Annotated in this window: 18 protein-coding genes and 1 tRNA gene; 6 read left to right on the plus strand and 13 right to left on the minus strand. The window is 56.6% G+C overall.

Translation table 11 applies throughout. From position 1 onward, the window contains the following. From B3075_RS05355 to B3075_RS05390, 8 genes are all read right to left on the minus strand, one after another. A partial coding sequence (locus B3075_RS05355) for an RHS repeat domain-containing protein (RefSeq protein WP_290488166.1) occupies positions 1-4,745 on the minus strand: 4,745 nt, incomplete at its 3' end. A 119-nt stretch (positions 4,746-4,864) separates the two neighbouring features. Then, positions 4,865-6,553 (minus strand): hypothetical protein, encoded by a 1,689-nt coding sequence (locus tag B3075_RS05360; protein ID WP_290488167.1) that lies wholly within the window; start codon positions 6,551-6,553, stop codon positions 4,865-4,867. 29 nt (positions 6,554-6,582) lie between these two features. Further along, positions 6,583-7,341 (minus strand): alpha-1,2-fucosyltransferase, encoded by a 759-nt coding sequence (locus B3075_RS05365; RefSeq protein WP_290488168.1) that lies wholly within the window; start codon positions 7,339-7,341, stop codon positions 6,583-6,585. A gap of 23 nt (positions 7,342-7,364) precedes the next feature. After that, positions 7,365-8,408, minus strand: coding sequence for a glycosyltransferase (locus tag B3075_RS05370; RefSeq protein ID WP_290488169.1), 1,044 nt, complete (start codon positions 8,406-8,408; stop codon positions 7,365-7,367). Between the two features lie 33 nt (positions 8,409-8,441). Continuing rightward, a complete protein-coding gene (locus B3075_RS05375; RefSeq protein ID WP_290488170.1) occupies positions 8,442-9,170 on the minus strand; it encodes a hypothetical protein in 729 nt (242 codons plus the stop codon). 96 nt (positions 9,171-9,266) lie between these two features. Next, on the minus strand, positions 9,267-9,665 hold the full coding sequence (locus tag B3075_RS05380; RefSeq protein ID WP_131072215.1) for a hypothetical protein: 399 nt from the start codon (positions 9,663-9,665) through the stop codon (positions 9,267-9,269). A 360-nt stretch (positions 9,666-10,025) separates the two neighbouring features. Further along, entirely contained in the window at positions 10,026-11,216 is a 1,191-nt protein-coding gene (locus B3075_RS05385) for a hypothetical protein (protein ID WP_290488171.1), read from the minus strand. After that, positions 11,206-12,201, minus strand: coding sequence for a hypothetical protein (locus B3075_RS05390; RefSeq protein ID WP_146018831.1), 996 nt, complete (start codon positions 12,199-12,201; stop codon positions 11,206-11,208). Before B3075_RS05390 ends, B3075_RS05385 begins: the two co-directional genes overlap by 11 nt. Positions 12,202-12,739: 538 nt before the next feature. Here B3075_RS05390 and B3075_RS05395 point away from each other — a divergent pair. From B3075_RS05395 to B3075_RS05405, 3 genes are read left to right on the plus strand one after another with little or no spacing between them, the layout of a single operon-like run. Then, complete coding sequence (locus tag B3075_RS05395) at positions 12,740-12,937, plus strand: hypothetical protein (protein WP_287688304.1); 198 nt, start codon at positions 12,740-12,742, stop codon at positions 12,935-12,937. Further along, a complete protein-coding gene (locus B3075_RS05400; RefSeq protein ID WP_046437635.1) occupies positions 12,930-13,517 on the plus strand; it encodes a M15 family metallopeptidase in 588 nt (195 codons plus the stop codon). The genes B3075_RS05395 and B3075_RS05400 overlap by 8 nt, the downstream gene beginning before the upstream one ends. 13 nt (positions 13,518-13,530) lie before the next feature. Beyond that, entirely contained in the window at positions 13,531-13,869 is a 339-nt protein-coding gene (locus tag B3075_RS05405; RefSeq protein WP_290488172.1) for a hypothetical protein, read from the plus strand. A gap of 109 nt (positions 13,870-13,978) precedes the next feature. Here B3075_RS05405 and B3075_RS05410 read toward each other — a convergent pair. Next, positions 13,979-14,065: transfer RNA gene (locus tag B3075_RS05410), tRNA-Leu, on the minus strand. A 201-nt stretch (positions 14,066-14,266) separates the two neighbouring features. Here B3075_RS05410 and B3075_RS05415 point away from each other — a divergent pair. Further along, positions 14,267-16,066: a TrkH family potassium uptake protein gene (locus B3075_RS05415; RefSeq protein ID WP_290488173.1), complete on the plus strand. Its 1,800-nt coding sequence runs from the start codon at positions 14,267-14,269 to the stop codon at positions 16,064-16,066. 137 nt (positions 16,067-16,203) lie between these two features. Beyond that, positions 16,204-17,541 carry an MATE family efflux transporter gene (locus tag B3075_RS05420; RefSeq protein WP_094136358.1) on the plus strand — a complete coding sequence of 446 codons (1,338 nt, stop codon included), beginning with the start codon at positions 16,204-16,206 and terminating at the stop codon, positions 17,539-17,541. Positions 17,542-17,796: 255 nt separating this feature from the next. On the opposite strand, the gene B3075_RS05425 is transcribed toward B3075_RS05420, so the two are convergent. From B3075_RS05425 to rsmA, 4 genes are all read right to left on the minus strand, one after another. Next, positions 17,797-18,618, minus strand: coding sequence for a hypothetical protein (locus tag B3075_RS05425; protein WP_290488174.1), 822 nt, complete (start codon positions 18,616-18,618; stop codon positions 17,797-17,799). 56 nt (positions 18,619-18,674) lie between these two features. Beyond that, complete coding sequence (locus B3075_RS05430) at positions 18,675-18,938, minus strand: hypothetical protein (protein WP_290488175.1); 264 nt, start codon at positions 18,936-18,938, stop codon at positions 18,675-18,677. Positions 18,939-19,138: 200 nt separating this feature from the next. Then, complete coding sequence (locus B3075_RS05435; protein WP_290488176.1) at positions 19,139-19,600, minus strand: hypothetical protein; 462 nt, start codon at positions 19,598-19,600, stop codon at positions 19,139-19,141. Beyond that, positions 19,587-20,966: a 16S rRNA (adenine(1518)-N(6)/adenine(1519)-N(6))-dimethyltransferase RsmA gene (rsmA, locus tag B3075_RS05440; protein WP_290488177.1), complete on the minus strand. Its 1,380-nt coding sequence runs from the start codon at positions 20,964-20,966 to the stop codon at positions 19,587-19,589. The genes B3075_RS05435 and rsmA overlap by 14 nt, the downstream gene beginning before the upstream one ends. A 283-nt stretch (positions 20,967-21,249) precedes the next feature. Here rsmA and galE point away from each other — a divergent pair, with 283 nt between their 5' ends. Next, complete coding sequence (gene galE / locus B3075_RS05445; protein ID WP_290488178.1) at positions 21,250-22,239, plus strand: UDP-glucose 4-epimerase GalE; 990 nt, start codon at positions 21,250-21,252, stop codon at positions 22,237-22,239. Positions 22,240-22,758: the final 519 nt, after the last annotated feature.

The raw sequence follows: 22,758 nt of genomic DNA on the forward strand, positions 1-22,758 counted from the left end.
TAGGCGCATTCCACGGTTGTCCCGCCGTCCTCGCTTTCAAATTTCACGGGCCGGTTTTCGGCGTTGTAGGTGACTGTCCAGATGCCGGTGGAAGTTTTCACCAGCGTCTGGTTGCCGTCGGCGTCGTATTGGGGAACGAATGCCGCCGCGCCATTTCCGGCGATGCCCGCGTACCGGTTGAGTTCATCGGTTTCATAGTCCGTCGTGTTGCCGAATTCGAAGGCTTCCTTCCGGTTGCCGATGTTGTCGTACTGGTAGCCGAAGCGCCCTCCGGGCCTGAGCTGGTCTCCGATCAGTTCGCCGCGGCTGTTGTAGGTGAACAAACGCGTCGTTTTGGGCGCCGCCGTGTTCCACGTGTCCCTGCGCCGGGTCGGACGGCCCAGCGCGTCGTAGTCGTATTCGTGCCTCGCCGGCGGGTTGGTGCTTCCGGGTCTCCGGTAGTCGATGACGGAGAGGAGGTCGCGGCTGTTTTCATAGGTGTTGACCCGGGTCATGCCGTTGGGGTAGGCGAGTTGTTCCACAAGCCCGCCCTGTTCGCAGTAAGTCCAGGAGAAGGGGTTTTCCATGCCTTCCGCCGCGAGGGCGGAGAGGCGGCCTTTGCCGTCATAGGACAGGCGCGCCTGCTGGACGCGGCGTCCGCCCGCGCTTAATTCGTACCCGGCCGGACGGCCGAGCCCGTCATAGAGCTCGGAGACCTGCCAGGCGAGGCCGTTTGCCTCAAGGCTGTCGGTTTCCGGTTCTCCGTAGGGATTGTAGGCGAAGGTTCGCGTTCCGGCGGCATCCGTGATTTGCGTCAATTGACCCAGGTGGTCGTAGGCGAAGCTTTGGCCGGGCGTGGCGTCCGAGTAGCTGATTCCCGTCAGCAGCCCGCGGGCCTGTTCGTAAGTGCGGGTCTTCACGATGCCGCGGGCGTTTGTTTCCGTGGCGAGCCTGTTGAAGGCGTCCCAGGTTTTGTCCACGTGCGTTCCGTCGGCATACGTTTTGCGCGTTTCCAGCCCCGTGGCGTCATCATGGCTCCAGGTGGTGGTGTCGCCGTCCGTGCGGCCGGTGGGGTTTTCCGCGATGTCTCCTTCCTGCGCCGCGCGGAAGGTGGTCAGGCTCACCAGGCGGTCCGCCTCGTCGTAGCCCATCAGCAGGGGCTGCGTCCCCGTTCCCCATTCGGCCGTTTTCCGGCCTCTGGCGTCGTATCCGGCGCACGTCGTATTTCCCAGCGCGTCCGTCACTACGGCGGCCAGGTCAAAGCGGGCGTCGTACTGCGTGACGGTCTCATTTCCGGCGGCGTCCGTCACGCTGACGGCACGTCCGGCCAGGTCGGTCCGGACCGTCGTTGTGTTGCCGCGGCCGTCCGTGCGGGTCAGGGTCACGCCCGTGGCCGTATAGGCGCGGGCGGCCGTTTCCGTGATGCCCGCGTGGTTCTGCTGCGAGAGCATCAGGCCGTCCGCCGCCACCGTTTGAGCCGTGACGCTGGAAGAGGGGATAACGCTCTTTTGGATTCTTTTCGTATTTTCAGCATACTCCGTCCATTCCGCCGAAGTCAAGCCGCGTTCGTCGATATTTATGGTTTTTGTTTCCAGAACTTCGGAGAGTTCGGACAGGAGCCGCTTCCGTACGGAGACGAGCGGATGTCCATCTGCATGGTAGCGGGTTTGCGTCGTGACCAGATAGACGCCGTCTTCCGCGTTTTCCACGCTGAAGGCATATTCCCGGATGGGGCTGTTGTCCGGTGCGGGCTGCTCCGCCAGGGCGAGCGTTTCCCTGGTCATGTTGCCGAAGGCGTCGTATTCATAGAGCGTGGGTGCCATGGCGACGGCCCCCTCCTGCGTTCCCGTATTTCTCCATGTGCGGATGAGGCGCCCCTGTGCATTATATTCGGAATGGTCATACAGGAACCCGGCAGTCGTGGGCGTCACTTGCACGACGCTTTGTCCGAAGCCGTTGACCAGGGTCCGGGAGAGGATGGTGGTCTGGTCGGCCAGGGTAACGGTTTCCCTCAGGCAGTTATCGTCGATGTCATAGACATGGCGGCGTTCGCGCTGTCCCGTGCCGTATTCATGGAGTACGGAGCCGTCGGGGTGACGTTCGGTGACGAGGGTGGCGCCGGCGGGCGTCGTGACGGTTTCCGTCAGGCCGTCTTCGCTGTAGGCTGTCGCCGTCACGCGGCCCAGCACATCGGTTTGTTTGACGATACGGCCGAGCCTGTCGTATTCCACGCTTTCCGTCGTGGTCATGGCTCCCCTGTCCCGGCGCGTCTGCAGGACGCGCCCGGCGGCGTCCCGGGTGTAGGTGGTGATGGTTTCCGGGGTAATGACCGTGTTTCCGTCGCTGATTTCCGAACGGATGGTTTCCACCAGCTGGTGGGCGCTGTTGTAGCCGTACGACGTCAGGATTCCGTCTTCGTCCGTTTCCGAGAGCTTGCCGCAACACATCCAGGACGTGGCGCTGACGCGGCCGTTGCCCCGCGTGGTTTTCGTGCGGCGGCCTTCTTCATCGTATTCATGGGCGCCGCTTGAGAGCAGCAGCCAGTTTTCACCATCCCAGATGCTTTCCTGCTCAAAAAGCACCGTGCCATTGGCGGCAAGGAATGATTCCGTCTTGCGGCTCTGTCCGGCCACCAGTACGCCGCCGGCTTTGGTGATGGCCGTCTTTTTATGCGCGGCGCCGTGTTCCGCGGCCGCCTCATAATCATAGGAGGTTTCCACTCCGGCAATGTCCCGGGTGAATTTCATTTGCCCGGCGGCATAGGGATAGGCGGCGGCTTCTCCATACGTTTCTTCCACGCTTGTCTGTTCCTGGCTGGAACCGGCGGCAGTCACGGTTTTGACAACCCGTTCCATGAGGGGAGACTGCTCATAGGCGTAAGCGACGGCCGTCAGTTCGATTTCCGTGCCGTCGGACAGTACCCGGGATTCGGCGACACGCGCCGGACGGTTGTCGTAGAAGCGCAGGCCGGCGTATTCGGTCCGGGTTACCTGTTCTCCACCGCCGGCCCAGGGCTCCGCCTCAAGCGTGACCCGTCCTTCGCCGTCGTATTCATAGCGCGTGTAGCCTCCGTCCGGGCGGTTGATCCGGGAGACGCGGTACTGGCTGTTGTATTCGTAGGAGGTCGTCCGCGCCAGCGGCGTGTTGAAGGCTTCCGTTTCGCTTACCAGCAGCCAGCCGCCGTCCGTGTATTGCCTGACGCTGCGGTTGCAGGAAACAGGCTCGGCATCGTTGATGCCCCTGACGGTCTCAATGCGTTCCGAGAGGCCTCCGTAGAGGCGGTTGGTTTCAATGGTGCGGATGATGGTGTCGTCCCCCTGGCCTTTGGCGATGCAGACTCTGCCGGGTTCTTCCGTACGGGTGATGGTGTGGGCCGGCAGTCCGCGCTGCTGGCGCGTGATGACGGTGGTCCGCACGCCGTTTTCTTCCGAGGACAGGAAGGAGGAGGTTTTATAAGGTTCCCCCGTTACCTCGTATGTTCCGTCGGCCAGGACCGTGACGGCGGCGGGAGCGTACCATTCCATGACGAGTTCTCCGTCCGCTCCAGTCCGGGTGCGCATCAGCCCCTCCGCGGCGCTGTAGCTGCTTACCAGGCTGCCCTCATGGTCATACGTATTGCTCACATTCCGGAAGTAGTCTTCCGCCAGAAGAACCCTGCCGGAGGCGGAGGTCATGCCGACCACAGCGCCGGTTTCCGCGGAGAAGCGGATGTTTTGCCCGTCCGCGTCCACCAGGGAAAGGTAGGCGGGGGCGCCGGAAGCGGCAGGCGCCAGGGTTTCATCCAGCAGCTGCACCCTGAAGTCGCGCTTGCGGGAGATGCCCGCGGGGAGGGCCGCATCGGAACCGGCCTGCACGTTGAAGTAAAGCGCGGCGCCCGCCGGCGGCACCACGGTGATGAGGCCGGACGTTTCGTCCAGATGGGCGCGCCAGGCCCACGGGCTTACGTATTTCAGGCCGCCGCAGGCTTCCGCCGTTTCACGGGCGTTTTCCGCGGAACGGAGGCTGAAGGCCGCGGGAGACGGCGCCGAAGCCCCTCCCCTGGCCAGGAATTCGGCCTGGGACATGCAGATTTCCACGCCGGGGTCACCCGGCAGTTTTTCCGCCGCAATGGTGTATTCGTTGCCTTCCGCGTCCGTGCACGTACCGCAACGGCAGCAGATTTCCTTTTCTTCCGGCGGCACGTCCGAAGAGGAGCTGCTGGAGGAGCTGGAGGAACCGCCGGGGCTTCCATGGGCAGTCACCGTCACGGAATAGCGGCATACGGATTGATTGTATTCGTTGTGCGGTATGTCGATGTTCTGGTGCGTGATAGAGAGGGTGTACGTTCCTTCGGAGAGTTCAAAGGAGCCTGATTTGGTCCATTCCTGGTGGCCTCCCAGTTCTCCGGGTTCATCGGCGTCAGGGGTCAGGTCCAGTTCGAAGGTGCCGCCCGGGCCGGAGATGGTCAGCTTGCCCCAGTCGTCCACCGTCAGGCTGGCCACGGCCGTGGCCCCGCCTTCCGGGACGTTGAAGGTGTCGTTGACTGGGGTCATGAAGACGTCGGCGCCGGCAGACGTCTGAACGAAGTTGTCGGATTTTTCATAGATAACGGTATCCGCGCCGTAGGGCTGGATGGGAGGGGACATGGCATGGAGGGATGTCGCGGCGCCCGGCTCTCCAGGCTGGCCGTCCGCCCCGGGAAGCCCGGCGGCGGGGTTGGGGTTCATCTTGTTGGCGGACCCCCTGTTCAACGTGGGGTCGTCGTTTGGTTGTTCGTTGGTATACATGGTGTGATGGTTGTTGCTTGAGTGCGACGCGAAAGGCACCGATTGGATTGGTTCATCTTCCCATCCGTCCGCACCACGGCGGACGGGGAAGGAAGAACAGGGAATGGAGACCATGCCCGTCAGGACACGGACTCCGGAAAAGGTATCTGCCGGCTGCCGGCGACGGGGGTCAGGGAGAACGGACCGCGGGAAAATCCGCTGCCGTTTTTTTCCAGAGCTTCCGGCGCCCAGTCATCCCAGAACAGCGTGAGAAGCCCGTCCTGCAGGACGTAGCGCCCGGCGCAGCCGCCGGCGCCGCGCATGAAACGGCCCCGGGTAAAAAACAGGAGTTCATCCCTCCAATGGGGATGCACGGCGTCATAAACGGCCACCGGCTCATCATGGAAAAGGGCCTCAATGCCGTACATCTTACCTGGAGAGCACCAATGGGCGCTCACCTGGTCATTCAGGCGGTGGGGCGCCGGAGCATGGCTGAGGAAGAGGCGCGGCGTGGCATGGACGCGCGCGCCCAATTCCCGCGCCAGCTGGCCGAAGATGACGTCCTCCGCCCCGGCGGCGGGAATCCGGCCGCCGTGCGCCACCATGCCCTCCACAAGCGCCCGGCTCATCAGGTAGCCCGCTCCGCCGCTGGGGAAGCCCCTGTCCGCCAAGGAGATGTCGCCCACAAGGTCATAGCGGCCGTCGCAGAGGCTTTCCAGGCGGTCAAGCGCCAGCCAGGTATCGTCGTCGCACTTGAAAAGCCAGTCAAAGTCATAATGTTCCAGGGCATATTGATAAAAGGCGAGCCCCTTGGCGGGCAGGTGCCTGTAATCGTCCTCTACCCAAAGGGCCACTACATCGGGCTCATGGGGCAAAGGAGTGCGCCGCCCCAAGAAAAATCTGCATTCCACACCCTCCTGAGGATGGGAAAGCCAGGTCTCCCGGCACGCCTTGCGGCGGTTCGCCGCGCCTGTGCAGCTGCAGATGCCCACCAGGATATTCACTTTTTTACGCGGTCCGGGGGCAGGCTTCCAGGCGTGGCCCGGCAGATGCCGGTCCAGCAGTTCGCCTGCCATGCTGTTGCGGCTCATATTTTCCCAGGCATCCGGCTCCCGCCTGGCCATCTCTCCCCAGAGGTGGACGCACCAGGCATTGGACAATTCCGGTCCGGCAAGGCGTATGTTGCCGTTGTAGCAGTCGCGCCATCTCGTCCAGGGGACCGGATACATGTGGGAAGACGGAGCGGCCCGGTCAAACAGGCCGTAGTGGCGCAACGCGCGCGTCATCCCGGTGGGGCCGCAAAATCCCCATGGCACCTGGCGACGGCGATCGGCGACATCCGGCACACGGCGGAGCAGTTCCTCCTTGGCCCGGACTTCTTCCGGAGAGTCCCAGGGGACGCGGAGCGCCGGATCCTCAGCAAGGCGGCACAGGGTTGCGGGAACGGAATGACCGGGAGGAAAGGCCATGGCGCCTACGGCCACCACCTCCGCCCACTCCCTGCAAAACCAGAGAGGAGAGGCAGGAAGTTCATCACCCAGGCAGATGACGTCCATATCCACCCAGAAGCCGCCTTCCTGTGAAAGGAATTTCATGCGGAACCAATCGGAAAACGGCGCCAGGCTATTGTGGGAATCATGGAAAATCGCCTCCTCCGGGAGAATATCCCGCGCATCGCGCACAAGCGTTCCTGCGGGAATATTGTCGTAATTCCGGTAGGTGAAAAGCTGGAAAGCATGGCCATGGTCCAGGAACGATTTGATGCACAGAACGGACATCAGGGGAAGTTCCCCGCCCACCCAGAGGCTTGTAACGGTTCTCGTATTCATTGTTTTACGGGTATGGGTTCGTGGCGGAATTACAGTGTTACCCAATGGGGCAGGTAAATATCCCGGTAGTCTTCCACACCGCCGACAAACCAGTCGCGCGGAACGATGACCTTCCGGGTATTTCCCAGCCACGCGCCCCACCAGGAAAAGGAAGAACACGACATGACGAGTTCCTCCATCGCCGTCATGCGGCGGAGGGATTCGCACGGAGCGCCGCGGTCGATTTCCAGCGCAAAGCGTCCGAATGCCGGCACGCGCGCAAGCATCTCCGCCGCCTCGTCCGGCTCATCGCTGAACAGCACCAGACGGTTCTTCCCGGATGATAAATGCCCTGCGGCCCTCCGCAGGAAACCAGGGTCCAGAATGCGGTGCTTGTCACGGAGGCGCCTGTAGTCCCCAAGCCGGATGTGAATGCCAACGGCGCCGGGCTCCTTCTCCGCGGTGAGAGGCGCGAAAAGCGCCCGGATGAACGCTTCCTGCCCTCCAAAATACCGTGCGCTCTGGAAGTAGCCGCGAAGCCCGCCCGTCCGGATGCGGGAGGGAACCGGACAATAGGCAAAGGAAGGTTCCTGCCAGGATGGAGGTTCATTGGTGCCGCACGGCGTAGAAGGGAGCACCCAACCGCCGAGCCGGGAGCGCAGCATCAGGGAAGCGTCATTGTAAGCCCAGGGCACCCGGCACTCCACCCCTACGGTACGGGCGTGGGCACAGGCGGCCGCCAGCGTGAACATGATGTTGCCCAGCCGCATGCCGGGCAGGAAACACGGGGAAACATACTTTTTATTCATAAGGCCGGTTTTCCGTTCCATGTTCATTCCGGGAGTCTTGCCATCGCCTCCAGCACTTCCTTCCAGCTCTCCAGGGAAACATCCAGCCCGCCCAGCTCCAGGCCGCGCGCCCGAGCCGCCTCCGCCATGTCGTCGCGAAGATTCGGTTCACAGGCCATTTTGGAAGCGTAGTAGATGAAATCCCTTTCGTTGCTGCACAGCCATCCTGTTTTGCCGTGCTCCACCATCTGCCGCCACCCGCCCCGGTTGTCCACAATGAGCACGCTGCCGCTGGCCATCGCCTCAAAGCCGATGCGGGGCCAGTTCTCCGTCGTATCCGTCGGCTGGAGGATGATCCGGCTATGCCTATAAAAAGCCTGCTGGGAAACTTCCCTTTGATTGCGGGCAATCCGAATCCAGTCGAAGGGCCGGCCTATCTTGGCTTCGCTCCTCTTGTCAAAACCGAGGAAAAGGCCGCGCTTCTCCACGGGGGATTCAAATGCGCCGTAGATATGCAGGGTGTTGGCCGCGAATTTGTCGGCATCCTGGCGGGAGATGCGCCCGCAACCGAAGAAATCCTCTTCGCGTTCCCGGATAAAGGGAAAGGATTCCGCATGGAAATAGGGCCTGAAGGTCAGGAACTGCACTTGCGGGTCGCCGTTGAGCTTGCGCAGCACGGGCATGGCTTCCTGGCGGACGGCTTCATTCTGATAGAGGAACATGGCGATTTCCCCCTTTTGCATGGCCTCCTTTTCCCTGGGGAAAAGCCACGTCATGCAGTTGATGAAAACTGTGCGTTTCGTATGCCTGCGTATTTCCGGCAAGGCGTTGAGGAAGCCGGCATTGCAGAAACCGAGCACGGGGTCGCCGGGTTGGACGGCCGACCAGTCCGCTGGGGCGTGCATAATGACGCCCAGGGAAACCATCTCGTTGTAAAGAGGCTCCCCGTGGTAATCCCAGGACGGGATGAGATGGACTTCCACGCCCATCTTGCGCCAGACAATGATCTGGTGGTGAAGTTCCGTTCCCGCTCCTCCGTAGAGGCTCGGGAACCCGTTGACGAATAATCTCCTGATTGGACTGCTCATGAACGCTGCTCTTCGTTGCGGAGGGTAAGAAATTTAACCAATGCTCCTGATGAAGGAGGAAAACTCCGGTGTACTGCGGCCCGCACTGCGCAGCGCGGGAATGAAAATGCCATTATGTTCCAGCCTCCTGAGCCTGGTCGTAAGCTTCCACTTGCCGGCGAATACTTCATTCCTCAGGGCAAATCTGGAAGCCGTGAGGATGTCGCGCCCCGCAAGGTAATAAGCCATGCCGCGCAGGGACCAGGCAGCCAGCCCGAAAGCCTCTCCTTCGTACTCCAGGGGAAAGGGATAATCCACGCCCTCCGGAGCCTTGAAAAGCGCCTGCACATGCAGAACGGGAGCGAAAGAAGGCCGGTTTCCCGGCTCTCTGCCGACCGAGCCGCCGGCGGCTCTTACTTCTTCCAGAGAATTGAAGACGGCCGGCTTCTCCACGGAATCAAAGGGGAGTTTTTCAATAAACTGCTTGCGTGCGGAAAGCACGGAAAGCTCCAGAGGAACGCTTCCGTCGGAAAGAACAACCTCCCTGTTGAGGATGATACTGCCGGGGGGAAATATCCCGGAAAGGGCGCCTACGCTTTGAACAATGTTCAGGCGGGGAAGGACAATGTCGTTGTTCCTGATATCTCCGGCAACCGTGCCTACGGGAAGCAGGGGTTCATGAGAGGGGCCTGCCGCGACATCCGCCACGGGACAGGAAAGGGAATTTTCCGAACGCTGAGGCCGGGAACTGGAATCCCCGCATGTTTTTGTTGTATTCATCATTTTGTTTTTCAAATGCTTATGGTTCTTGATAAAGCGAATAAACGGCTCTTCACGGAGCTGTCCCGGACAGGGCATGCGCCAGAAAAGAAAGAACGTTCATCTGCCTTCACTATGATTGCTTGCCGCGTTTCCGGAAATTCGCCGCCCATTTCTTAAAAAAGTGAATTTTTCCTCCCGGAGGCGCTTCCTGATTCGGCGCGCTCTGCTTTCCTCCAGACGAATGCTTCTGGCAGCCCGTGACAAATTCCCTTCAGCGTCAATCAATGCCTCAACCAGCGCCCTTTCCAGCGGCTCCAGGGATTCCATTTCCCGCGCGAATTCTTCCCGGAACATCAGCCCGGAAAGGAATTCCGAATGCTCATCAGCATCAATTTCCCGGCCATTCTCATATTCAAGAGGACGGGCTTCCCGCAGCAGCAGCCTCTTCTTCCGGTTCCTCTCGCGCAAATAGCGTTCCGGCTCAAAAACGGTTGCATTGCCCAGGTATGTTTTCATGCCGGCGGCGCCGCTTTTCCGGTAACGGCGGCAAATTTCCCAACATCGGATTCTGAACCGTTGAAGGACATCCAGATACTCTTCCTCAGGTATCTGAAATCCGATGGATTTTGCTTTTGAACGGAGGCGCTGAGCGAGATATAAGGCGTGGTTTTCCACGGTTTCCAACAAGGGTGGTGATTGCTTTTCGTGCATATTCACCAACCCTGTGCGGACTTATCCAGCTAGCGAAAAACGCCCCACTTTCATATCATCATTATTATTTGAAATTCATATATTTACCAAAAGAAAGCGGCTAGCTGGACGAATAAGCTCATCCAGCTAGCCGCTCATGGGGAGGGTCTATAACCGCCTGCCCTCCTACCTGTGCCTTTCCGGCTTCCTTTCAAGCGAAAGCATCAGTTCCAAAGGACGGATATAAGATTTACAGGGCACTACCTGGAACCGGCGGTACATGCCCTGCCTTGACTTCCCCCTTTTCTTGGCAAACGGGTCCCTTTCCGCCAGCTGGGGCAGTCTTTCCACAAGAACTTTTCTCAAATCCGACCTGGCTTCCGCCTCATTCCCTATCCCGGCCCTTTTTAGAAGTTCCTTGTCCAAACAGGCTTTATCCGGATTCATTACGTACAAAAACAGCATCTTATAAGCCGGCTTCGTGGAATCCTGGCCCGCCGCCGCCCGTTGCCTGCTGAAAAAACGTTTTTCCTCCCGATAGGAAAACCTCATGAATTCCTTCACTTCTCCACCGCCCCGTGAACAGGAAAAGACTATTTCCCGCTCATCGGTCACGGAAATCCACAGATCCTCCCACATGGCGCCGGTTGGAAGGCTTTCCCCCGTGCGCGCATGCACAGGCATGTCCTGCCTGAGCCACTCCCAGGAATAGCCGTATGCCCAGGCAAATCCATCTTTCGTCGTCACCATGACGTCGGGAATGGAAACAACGATGCCTTTGTACTTCTCAACAATTGCAGCCTCCATGGCGGCAGTCCGCCAACGCTTCCCCATCACCAAGAGAAGAAAGGGCCTTTCCGGCTGTGCCTGCCGGATGACGCGCAGGCATCTGGAAACCAGCCGCTCATCAAAAGCAAAAGCAAAATAGGCGGTTACGGGAAAATCAAAAAGCCTGATCAGGCACTCCGGAATCAGCTCCGTTCCGCTGATTTCCCTCTCCGTCTTTCCGCAGGAACGGGCAATATTCAAAGCAATCTTCCTGAACACCAGGGCATGCACGAAAAGCTCGCTCCTCTCAACAGGCTCCCGGCAGCAGGGTTCCTTCAATACATAAAAACGCCTGCGGTCTTCTTCCCCGGGGTTCCCTCCGTACTCGTAAAAAGGCTCTTCTTCCGGAGGCAGAGCCACCACTTTCAAAGGATTGCCGATATCGTCGGGGTTGTAATAGTCACCGGATATTCCGGCAAGTTTACAGCCGCATACCCAGTGCCCCGGATAAAAATCCCCGCCCACCCTGGCCTTCCATATCCAATCGGGAGACTCCAGGCTCTCACTTTCAATAATGATATTGAGGATATTGCCGTAATTAAGCTCCATGAATCCTATTGTACAACTGGTCAAAACCAGCCTGTTCAAAATACATATCAATGAGCCTGTATTGCTCGCTTTCCAATTCCAGGCCATTGGAATCGGGAGTCAAAGAAACGGTTTTCGGGTCTCCTTCTTCAAACTCAAAATAAAAAAACGCTTTGTCCACATGGAACCCGCTGGGGACGACAATCAGGGGGCCGTCTTCATCGCCAAGCTCGGAAAGGCTTTTGTAAGTGCCTGTAAATCCCCTCATCAACACCTCTTTCTCCGTCCTCTTCCTTGCATGGAGAGGCCTGGACATGACAAGCTTATAAACAGCAACCCTTCGCAGACCCGGAATATTATTAAACACCTCAATGTCGGCGATGGACTTCTTATTAAACACGCTCAGGGTGTAGCGGTTCCTTAATTCCCAAATATCCGAGCCGAACAGCATGCGGCCAGCAATGACGGCATAGGCCCGCATCATCCATTGGATTCTGGCGCTGACCTGTAAATTGATGTACAGGCATTTCGAACTCCCCCTGTAGATGACAATGTCCGTATTCCCGGGAGTACGTATGCTGCTGACTATCTCTTTGGCCGACGTGTCAACCTCATCAACGGTTTCCTGATAATGCCCCCGTTTGATGGTAAACCAGTAATCAGAGGAAATCCGGTCACAGCTGATAACGCATACGTCAGTCATCCCCTTCTGCGACAAAATTCGGGACAGATATTGACGGCAGCCTTCTTTTTCCTTCTCCCTTTCTTTCTCCGTAATCATGGGGAAAGGAAGCGCATCTTTCATGGGGGGAAGAATACGATACGATTTCCTCTTTTTAATGGAATGCAATTCCTCAATCTGCCTGAGCAAGCTGATATTGCCGTCCAGAAAATGCAGAACGGCGAGTTCAATTCCATTGGAAAAATCTCTGTTGACGGAAACGCCCAACGATTCGGCGTATTCCCGCAAATCCGCAGTAGCTTCACCGGAACTGCACGTTTGCAAAAGGTGGAAAATACGGTAAATCCTGTCCGTCTCCTTTTTAAGGCCGTACATCCGGTAACAAATGCCGGAAATAATAGTTTGCCCGAGAGCCCTGCGGTATGCCTCCAGCTGTTGGCGGTCGGAAAAAGGTTCAGGAGGAATTACAGTAGGAAAACCGGTTACCTCTTTTCTGAGGTACGCTTCCAATTCCCTGAGATATTCATATCGGAGAAATGGTAGAAATCTGCGGATAATAAACGATGTTAAACGGTTATTCATAATGGCGTTGGTTGGCGCATTATGGTATCTTCATGAATAAAAGACAAGTATCGTTTCCTGTGACGGATTTTGCCGATTAGGGCAAGCAATAAAAGTATCCGCGGAATCTTTGCAAATCGCGGCAGCAACCTCAGAGCAACTTGTGCGGAGAACCGATAGCCCCCTTTCCCCATTGGCGGAGAGGATTCGGAAAAACCTTTTCCCCATCCTTTGGCATCCCCGGAAAGGCGGGTTCCCCCTTCTCCCACAGAGGGACTTTTCAATACCAACCAACCATCACATGTTCAAATACATTCTCAATCGACTGACGGAACGTTCCACATGGCTGGGCTTCCTTGCCCTGGCCACAGCCTGCGGAGCCACTATCGAACAAGCTCTTGCCGACCAGATTATCGCCGCAGGCATGGCGGCGGCAGGCCTCATCGGCATTGTCACCAAAGACCGGAAAAAGGAACAGGAAAACCACGACAATGGCTGACAGCATTTCCGACCTGCAGAAAGATACCTTCTACTGGCAAAGGCTCTTGCGCCTGGCCGGGTACTATCACGGAGCCATTGACGGCATTCCCGGCAACGGCACGCGGAACGGAACGGAACGCTGGAGCACGGACGCCGACCGGTACAAAATGGAGACCGGATGCTTTGACGAACGCACCGAACGGAACATCTCCACCCTGCTGCCGGAAGCGCAAAAAGCCGCCCGGCAGTGGTTCAAACTGGCCCGGAATGAAGCCGTCAACCAGGGATATGAAGCAAAAATTATCTGCGGAACGCGCACGTATGCCGAACAGAATGACCTCTACAGGCAACGCCCTAAAGTAACGAATGCCCGCGGCGGCCAGAGCTGGCACAACTTCGGCCTGGCCTGGGATTTTGGAATTTTCCAGGACCGCAACTACCTGCCCAATCACCCTCTTTACACCACTCTTGGCAAACTTTACGCAAAAATTGACGGCCTGGAGTGGGGAGGAACATGGAAATCCTTTACAGATCCGCCGCATTTGCAGCTCCATCAATTCGGAAGCATTTCCGAAGCGCGCAGAAGTTTCGAAACATGACCTTTCCAGCCCCATGACCCAGACTGCCGTTACTACAAGTGTCGTTTTAGCCAACACCCTTGCGGTTGTTTGCATGGCGACTTCAGAACTCAATCCCCTGCTTGAATACGTTCAAAACGGCGCCTCCGTGGCAGCCGTGATGGGCATCTTCCTCTGGAGGGAAATGAAACGCGCCGAACGCTACGAGAAACTTTACGACCAGGAGCGCCGACAACGCATTACCGCTGAAAGGAAATGTTCATCCTGCATGTTCATGAAGCTGGCGCATGAACAATTCGCAGGCATTCATTCCCCAAAAGGAAAAGACCCCTCCCCTGAAAATCACAGGCGTTCCTTAACAACAGATCAATAATCCTCATCCTTGCCCTTCACCAATCTTCCGGCGTTGCGTCAAAGCCGATGCACAAATACATCATAAAACCAGTAAGGCCCTGCAAGCATTTAACTTGCAGGGCCTTGTTTGGTGCGCCCGAAAGGACTCGAACCTTCACGGGGGAACCCCCACTAGAACCTGAATCTAGCGCGTCTACCAATTCCGCCACGAGCGCACATGGTTTGGTAAGAACGGGGCTTATTATGCACGGCGACGCCGGATTGGCAACTATTTTCCTCCACATGAAAAAATTTTTTTCAAAAAGAGTCTTCCGACCTTTGGTCGGAACGCCTTTGGAAACGATATAAGAGCTTCTCAAATCTTCCCGTATGCAGTAGTCTCCCCCCAGCATCAGAAACATCACCATTGCAGGCTTGTGAATGAGACGAAGGAAAAACCGCTACTGAACCATTTTGAGGCCATGGAAATGGGGTTCGGCCTGTGCACACTGGCCGCATTGATGTGGCTGCTGTGGTGGAACGGCTTCGGGGAGATCCATGAAGACCAGCTTTCCCTGCGCTATTTCCGCGAAATTCTCTCCTTCCTGGTGCTGGGCCAGCTCACGGGCGTCATCGGCATTTTGCGGGAAAAATGGCTTGCCAGAACCATCCGCAACCCCCGGTGGGTAGAACTGTGCCTGGGGCTGTTGATTCTGGTCATGCTGGCTGGTGACTTTTTCCGTTCCACCTTCATCTCCAAAATAGAGCTTCAGAATATTTTCCGCGCGCTCTGCCTCTGCTACGGAGCCGCCCCTCTGCTGAACCTCAAGGAGTATTTTTTCCGCATCGCCCGCCGGAACAGGGGATTCCACCTCCCGCGCATCCGTCCCGCCCTTCTTTTCCTGCTTACCCTGATTGCCTTCATTGCGCTGGGAGGAACTCTTCTCATGTCTCCGGGAGCAACCAAAGACGGCATCGTCCTTTCCGCCACGGACGCCTATTTCATCAGCACCAGCGCCGTCTGCGTCACGGGGCTGGTCCCCCTGAATGTCCATGAACATTTCACCAATTACGGACAGACCATTTTGCTGGCACTTTTCCAGGTGGGAGCTTTCGGCATTATGACGTTCACTTATTTCGTCTCCCTGATGGTAGGCCAGGGGTTGAGCCTGCGTTCCAAGGTAACTATCAGCAACCTGCTGGATGAAGAAGGCATTGCCCAGGTAGACCGGTTCATCAAGAATATTATTGCCGTCACGTTCGGGGTGGAAGCGCTGGGGGCCATAGGCCTTTATTTTTCCTGGAGACATGTTCCGGGGCTGGAGGGAGACACGCTCTGGTGGTACGCCGTCTTCCATTCCGTTTCCGGTTTCTGCAACGCGGGATTCAGCCTGTTTGCGGATAACCTGGCCACTCCGAGCATAGCCTACAATACGGGTGGCCAGATCACCATCATGGTCATGGTGCTTTGCGGAAGCCTGGGGTTCGCCATGTATTTGGAAATCGTCCGCCGGGCCAGAGTAGCACTGGGCTGGGACAACCGGAACACCGTCAGCCGCCACTGGTCCACATACAGCTGGCTGGTCGTACGCATGACCGCCGCGCTGGTGCTTGGCGGCGGATTGATCCTGTTCCTGATTAAAGTGATTGACGGCAGCCTGTTTACGTCTGCCGACCCTTGGTACTGGATTTTGTGGGAGAGCCTGTTTAACGCAACGGCGCGCACGGCAGGGTTCAACATCTCGGACATGGCGCTCAACAGCGTTCCATACGCCTTGTTTCTGGGGGCTCTCATGTTCATCGGCGGCAATCCCGGTTCCACCACGGGAGGGGTCCATACCACCGCATTCGCCGTTTCCTGCGGGGAGGTGGCGCGCATCTTACAGGGTAAGAAGGACGTGGTCATGCACAAGCGCCGGATTGCCCGCAATGTGGTGGAACGGGCCGTCATCACCGTCATCCTTGCCGGAGCCTGGGTGGGCATGATGACTACGGTCATGTGTTTTGCGGAACCGCAGTTGAGCCTGGAACGCCTGTTTTTCGAAGTGGTCAGTTCTTTCGCCACGGTAGGCTTTTCCTGGAACGTCACTCCGGAACTCAGCGATGTCGGCAAATGGATGATCGTGTTCAACATGATTGTGGGACGCGTAGGCATGGTGGCTTTCGTGCTGGCGTTCATGAAACAACCCACCAAATCCCCCCTGCGGTATCCGGAAACCAGACTGCCTCTCAGTTGAACCGGAATATTACCCGCATTTTCACGACATGTGAGAAAGCAAACGAATTTCTTTCTTGCAAGAAAACATTTTAATTCAAAAATATTGGGCCTTTAGCGCCTGCCCTCGGCGAACCATGCCCGCAGGCTGCCCCCGCTATGAATAATCCTTCTTTTACTTCCTACCAAAAGATATGGCTCATGTCATACCCCCTCATGATCAGCCTGATCATTGAGCATATGATCGGCCTGACGGATGCTGTCTTCCTAGGACGCGTGGGGGACGTGGCGCTGGGAGCGTGCGCCCTGGGCGGCGTGTATTACATGGCCATGTTCATGCTGGCGTTCGGCTTCGGTTTCGGCGCACAAATCATCATTGCGCGCCGAAACGGGGAACGCCGTTACAACAGGATTGCCCCCACCATGATCCAGGGCTGTTATTTCATGCTGGTCCTGGCGATAGCTCTTTTTGCCGCATCTCAATATTTTTCCCCCATTATCCTGCGGGACATCATTGATTCCCCACAGGTGTACAAAGCCACGGCGGATTACCTTCACTGGCGCACCTACGGTGTCTTTTTCTCTTTCCTCTGCGTGATGTTCCGCGCCTATTACGTGGGGATTACCCAGACGAAGATTCTGACGGTCAATTCCCTTGTCATGCTCCTGAGCAATGTTGCGCTGAATTACTGCCTCATTTTCGGGAAAGGCGGCTTCCCCGCCGCGGGCATTGCCGGAGCGGCCATTGCTTCCAGCGTGTCGGAAGCAGTCTCCCTTCTCTTTTTCATCGTCTACACAAGCATAACGGCGGATAAACGGAAATACGGCTTTCGCCGGGCGTTCGCACTCCGCCCCCATCTGCTGAAGGGGATGCTGTCCATTTCCGGATGGACCATGGTGCAATCTTTCATTTCCGTCTCCATCTGGTTTATTTTTTTCCTGGCGATTGAACATTTAGGAGAACGCCCGCTGGCCGTCACCAACATCGTGCGCAACATTTCCGCCCTGTTGATCATGGTAATCAGCGCTTTTGCGACCACGGCAGGAGCTCTTATCAGTAACCAGATAGGCGCGGGAGAACAGCGCTGCCTGTTCAAAACCTGCGGCATGACCCTCAAACTGACATACGCCATCCTGATCCCCCTGCTCATGATACTGTGCCTGTTTCCGGAACTCGTCCTCCGCACCTTCACGGACAGCCCGTCCCTGATTGCCGCCAGCGTTAATTCCGTGTATGTAATGGCTTCTTCCACACTGATCATGGCTCCGTCATTCATTCTGTTCAACGCCGTATCCGGCACAGGCAATACCAAGGCGGGATTCATCATGGAAATGATTTCCCTGGCCGTTTACACGGCTGTCATTTATTACGGAATCATCAGGCTCAAGCCGGATGTAGCTCTCTGTTGGTTTTCCGAACACGTTTACGGCGTTACCCTGATCACCCTGGCATGGTGGTACCTCAAGAGCGGGAAATGGAGAGGCAAAAAAGTTTAGGAGGAACAAGAACGGGGAACGACATGAAATAAAGCCCGCTTTCATACAGGCGTCTTCAATGCTCTCCATTCTCAAAACTTGCCCTGGTTGGAGAAAAGGCTGTTTTTTGAGCACAGGTGAAAAAGGTTGACGCATGCTGACTCCCAATGCGCCGGAGAAAACACGACCATTCAAATTCCGGAGAATCAGCCCCGGAGGATACAAAAATGCCCTGCGGCATCCGCCGCAGGGCAAAAACATCATCACAGGCAGGAATTATTCTTCGCCGGAATCTTCTTCGGAATCCCGTTCCTCTTCTGAAGAAGAAGTTTTCTCCTGTTGCTGGAGAGCAGCTTCCTGGGCATGTTTGCGGCGAGCTTCCTCCATCATGAAGAATTCCGCACAGCGGAAAGCGCGGCGGGCCGCCTCACGCGCCGTCTGGTCGTCCATCAGGGCAAGGCCTTCTTCAGACACTTCCGCCAGGAACATTTTCCAAGCGCGGGAAGCCACCTTCTTACCATCCAGCTGCTTGAGAGAAGCGGCATCCTGCATAGGTTGGCGGTCTTCGGAACCGCCGCCTTTCTTATTGCGGCGGCGGCGCTTGCGCTTGTTAAAGGGACCTTCGGAGGCGCCGCCCACCGTTTCCGGCTGGGCAAAGACATCTCCGCCATGCTGTTCATGGCGTTCCTGCTGTTCCGCATTGCGATTGGGGCGGAACGATTCCCGCTTGACCTTGACCGGAGCGGCAGCCTGGGACTTCTGGGAAGCTTCGGGCATCATCTCCTTTTCTACGGGAGTGGAAGGAGCCGGGGCCTCGGAAGGGACAACAACCGGTTCAGAGACAGGAGCCTTTTCATCAACCGCCTTTTTGGCTGTTTTCACGGTTTTTGTCTTCACCGCGGTTTTCGGGGCGGACTTGACCGTTTTGATTTTGGTTTTGGGTGCTTCTACGGAAGCGGCGTCAGCAGCAGATTTTTTTTCAGCTGCGGCGGCCTTTTTAGTGGTAGAGGCCGTCTTTTTGGCCGCCGTCTTGCGAGCAGTCGTTTTTTTAGCTGCGGACGCTTCCGGAGCACCTGTTTCTAATGGTTTTTTTGCCATAAAATTTCAAGTGAAAGAAAGGATTATGAATCAATTCCGGAGATTGTCGAGATTTATCACGGAGCCTCATCCGGAAGAGCCGGGAGATCTTTCAAAAGTGCCTTATACTTTCCCGAATCAAAAGGGCGCCCCCCCACCATCATCGCATTAATGGTAATGGCCAGAGCCTGCGCCATCAGTTCCAGAGCTTCCTGTTCTTCCAATTTTTCCCGCCCTGTCAGGCGTTCCAGACAGTTTTTGACATAAGCGGTGTCCGGCGACTCCAGTTGTTCCCGAACGGCAGGCACCAGCGTTTCAATCATTTCCTCCGGTATCTCCATGATAATTCTTTTGTTGCTTTTACTGTGGGACTAAATCAAAGCTCATCTTTTTTTCGGGCAACCCCCAAGGCAGATATTCTCTCACGAATGACATGCGGACACGGTATTTCCCGTTCCTGCCAAGGCTTTTATTGAAAATAACCGCCACCCAGTGAGTTCCTGCTTCCAGTCCATCTCAAAGGGAATATTTTCCGGTTCCCTTACATGGCTCCCATGCGGCTGCGAATAACGGCTTGCAGTTCCGCTTCAAATTCCCTCAAGTCGTCCGCCGTCGGTTCTCCAAGCGTAGCGTCCCAGTTGATACGGCCGGTACGATCAATATCCCATGCGCCCTGGGCGCCGCTCTTGAATAAAACCTTGCCGGCCATCAGGGCATGGGGAGGCGTTATCTCATCCACAGTTACCTGGGTTTTTCCCAGCAGGGAGGCAGGGGGCGGCATCATTCCGGGAATGTCTCCGGGCTGTTCGTCTTCAGGTTCCGGCTCCGGCTGTCTGATGCGGATATCCAGATCCTGAAGCAGGAATCTCGTATCCATGAACGTCAGCTTGATGTTCAGTTCTTCATGCAGTTTTTTCTGGATGGCGTTTAAATCCAGTCCTTCTTCCGCCCAGGTTCGGATGGACTGGATTTGTTCCGGAGATAATTGATCAGGGTTTATCATGATATGTATTTGAGTTAGAATGATCTTTTCTGTTCGCAGCCAGCCATGCATTCCAACACGGAATGAATGCAGGGGAGAAATCCTGCGGACGGCGTTCCACCCACGCCTGGATTTGCTCCGGCGTAAACCACTGCACGCTGTCCACTTCCGCCGCCGGAAAACGAACCTTCCCGGAATACCGTCCTTCATAAAGGGAGATGAATTCCCAGCCGTTATTTTCTCCGGCGTCAAAATCCGCGATTTTCTGCAGCCCGCAGCCGGACACGCCCAGCTCCTCCTTCAGCTCCCGCACCGCGGCTTCCTCATAACTTTCCCCGGCATCCAGATGCCCGGCTGCGGAGGAATCCCATTTGCCCGGCTGCCTGTCTTTCCATAAGGACCTTTTCTGGAGAAGAACGGCTCCATGCTTGTTGACCAGAAACATGTGTACGGCACGATGACGGAGGCTGCCTTCATGTATCTTCCGGCGCGTGCCCTGCCCCGTCACCTGGTTGAGTTCATCCACGATGTCAAACAATTCATCCCCGCTCTGCGCCACATCCTTGAGAGGATTGGCATCATAAACGCGCGTTAGTTCCACCCACTGGGACAAATTCAACTCTTCAGCTCTGGCGGAAGGGGAAAGCCCCAGGGAAGCAGCTACATCCTCCCATGGGGGAGAAGCGGGGAGCTGTTTTTTCAATTGTTTGCGCCGCTGGGAAAAAGCCCTGCGCATCAGTTCGTCCATCAGCCGGTCGTCATATGGAGGCAGCTCGCGGGCTGGACGGGGAGTGAGCAGCATCACGGTGGAATCAATACGCGGACGGGGATGAAACGCTTCCGGCGGGATGGTTTTGAGGGCACGGGGAATCCAGTTCTTCTGGATGCGCAGGGACAACAGCCCGAAGGCATCATCATCCGGCGTCGCCAGAATACGGTCGATAAACTCCTTCTGAAGCATCACCACGGCACGTTCCACAGCGCTGGGCCTGGACAGAAAATTCTGGAGGATGGCTCCTCCCGCGGAATAAGGGAGATTGCCAAGGAATTTGACAGGGGCCTCTGCAAACAGCCCCCTCGGATCCCAGGAAGCGCCGTCGGCATGGTGAACTTCCACATGGGGATCACCGGCCCAGCGCTCTTTCTGGTATTCCGCCAGTCGGGAGTCAAATTCCACCAGAACCAGTTTGCGGCAAAGGGGGGCGGCATGTTCCGTCAGGGAGCCGGTTCCCGGCCCTACCTCCACCACACAGTCCTCCGGCCGGATTTCGAGCTGCTCCACAATCCAGCGGGCTACATTCTCATCCGTCAGGAAATTCTGACCCAGGGACTTGCTGGGGCGCACTTCATGGTCTTCCAGAACATTCCTGATCTCGGACGGTTTCATAATGAGGCCATATTCTCAAAAATACCTGTCAGGAGCCAGTAAAAAGCGGGGCAGTTTCCGGCATGAAAACGGAGAAGTCCCAACCGCCGCCGGCAAAGAACGGAGAGACGGCGGCAAGATATATCGCAAATTGACAAAAAGGGGAAAACATGTCACTTTTACAGGCGTCTGGAACAGGGATTCAGTCTGCCGTGAACTGAAAGGTTCCGCAGCCTCCAAAACGTCTGGACGCCTATTGCCGGAGAAAAAGTTAAACCGGCTCAACAGCAAATTTGATAAAATCATGAAAGTACTTGTAACCGGCGGAGCCGGATATATTGGTTCCCACACGGTGCGCCAGCTCATCAAAACAGGCGCAGACGTGACCGTGCTGGACAACATGGTGTACGGTCACGTGGGAGCCCTTGTGGACCCGGAAGTGAAACTGGTCAAGGGGGATTTGGGAGATGCCTCCGTGGTTTATCCTCTCCTGATGAAGGGCGACTTTGACGCCGTGATTCACTTTGCCGCCTTTATTAATGTGGGGGAATCCGTCCAGAACCCCCTCAAGTACTACATGAACAACATCGCCAGGCCCCTCGTCCTTCTGGGCGCCATGCAAGCCGCCGGCGTCAAGCGTTTTGTTTTCTCCTCCACCTGCGCCACGTATGGCGTTCCCACCCAGATTCCTATCCCGGAAACGGAAAAGCAGGATCCCATCAATCCTTACGGAAGTTCCAAATACATGCTGGAAAAAGTTTGCAGGGACTGTGACCGCGCCTGGGGCCTCAAAAGCGTTTTTCTGCGCTATTTCAATGCCTCAGGCTGCAGCGAAGACGGCCTGATCGGTGAAGATCACGAACCGGAAACCCACCTTATCCCCAACATCCTGCTCACGCTGACCGGGGAAAAGGAATACATCGAAGTCTTCGGAACGGATTACGACACTCCGGACGGCACCTGCATCCGCGACTACATCCACGTCAATGACCTGGCGGACGCCCACTTGAAGGCGGTGGACTACCTGATGAAAGGAGGGGCTACAGAGTGCTTCAATCTCGGAACAGGCCTGGGACTTTCCGTCCGGGAAATCCTGGAAACGGCTGAAAAAGTCACCGGCAAAAAAATTCCCGTCCGCTACGGCCCGCGCCGTGAAGGCGATCCGCCCCGCCTGATTGCCAATCCGAAGAAAGCCAAGGAAATCCTTGGCTGGGAAGCCAGGTGTAAGGATGCCGGAGCTATCGTGGAAACCGCATGGAAGTGGATGACCGGCCCGCGCCGCGGCCACTATTAATGCCTTTGCGCGCAAAAGAAGCACCCCTTTTTCCGCCCTGCCATGTGCTCCCATGGCAGGGCTTGCTCTTTTCCAGAATTCTTCGTACGCTCTACGCTCGGAACCGCCCTCCCCTCCTCCGGCCGCAGCAGAACAAAAAACTTTCAAAGGCAACCAGCTCCTGGCCTGTTATTCATCCTTCCCGGCTTCAACAAGCCTTTTTATTCCCCTCCGGCAAATCAAAAGCACGGCCTGTGTCCCAGTATGCGCCCATGTCCCGGAACGTCCAGTTTCCCACCGAACCAATGATGCAAATAATATAAATCCTTCATTATAAAATTTTATTTTATTCACATCTGGTCATTTACAACTTGACAGACCATTAAAATTTTTGAACTCGTCACCAGCCGGTGAAACATTATATTATCCTCAGAAACCTTCATATACTGTATGAGTCTGCATATTGAAAGTACTGAAGACGCTCTTGCGGAATTGAAGAAACAGCGGACCAAGACACTGACCGCCGCCATTTCCGTCTCT

The organism is Akkermansia sp. UBA7090 (assembly GCF_002493465.1).
In the GTDB taxonomy this organism is placed as follows: Bacteria; Verrucomicrobiota; Verrucomicrobiia; order Verrucomicrobiales; family Akkermansiaceae; genus Akkermansia; species Akkermansia muciniphila_A.

Excerpts from the sequence above, each read along its gene's own strand:
- B3075_RS05360 (WP_290488167.1), bottom strand. The coding sequence starts at position 6,553 with ATGAATACGAGAACCGTTACAAGCCTCTGGGTGGGCGGGGAACTTCCC.
- B3075_RS05365 (WP_290488168.1), bottom strand. The coding sequence starts at position 7,341 with ATGAATAAAAAGTATGTTTCCCCGTGTTTCCTGCCCGGCATGCGGCTG.
- B3075_RS05370 (WP_290488169.1), bottom strand. The coding sequence starts at position 8,408 with ATGAGCAGTCCAATCAGGAGATTATTCGTCAACGGGTTCCCGAGCCTC.
- B3075_RS05375 (WP_290488170.1), bottom strand. The coding sequence starts at position 9,170 with ATGATGAATACAACAAAAACATGCGGGGATTCCAGTTCCCGGCCTCAG.
- B3075_RS05380 (WP_131072215.1), bottom strand. The coding sequence starts at position 9,665 with ATGAAAACATACCTGGGCAATGCAACCGTTTTTGAGCCGGAACGCTAT.
- B3075_RS05385 (WP_290488171.1), bottom strand. The coding sequence starts at position 11,216 with ATGGAGCTTAATTACGGCAATATCCTCAATATCATTATTGAAAGTGAG.
- B3075_RS05395 (WP_287688304.1), top strand. The coding sequence starts at position 12,740 with ATGTTCAAATACATTCTCAATCGACTGACGGAACGTTCCACATGGCTG.
- B3075_RS05400 (WP_046437635.1), top strand. The coding sequence starts at position 12,930 with ATGGCTGACAGCATTTCCGACCTGCAGAAAGATACCTTCTACTGGCAA.
- B3075_RS05405 (WP_290488172.1), top strand. The coding sequence starts at position 13,531 with ATGACCCAGACTGCCGTTACTACAAGTGTCGTTTTAGCCAACACCCTT.
- B3075_RS05420 (WP_094136358.1), top strand. The coding sequence starts at position 16,204 with ATGAATAATCCTTCTTTTACTTCCTACCAAAAGATATGGCTCATGTCA.
- B3075_RS05425 (WP_290488174.1), bottom strand. The coding sequence starts at position 18,618 with ATGGCAAAAAAACCATTAGAAACAGGTGCTCCGGAAGCGTCCGCAGCT.
- B3075_RS05430 (WP_290488175.1), bottom strand. The coding sequence starts at position 18,938 with ATGGAGATACCGGAGGAAATGATTGAAACGCTGGTGCCTGCCGTTCGG.
- B3075_RS05435 (WP_290488176.1), bottom strand. The coding sequence starts at position 19,600 with ATGATAAACCCTGATCAATTATCTCCGGAACAAATCCAGTCCATCCGA.
- rsmA (WP_290488177.1), bottom strand. The coding sequence starts at position 20,966 with ATGAAACCGTCCGAGATCAGGAATGTTCTGGAAGACCATGAAGTGCGC.
- galE (WP_290488178.1), top strand. The coding sequence starts at position 21,250 with ATGAAAGTACTTGTAACCGGCGGAGCCGGATATATTGGTTCCCACACG.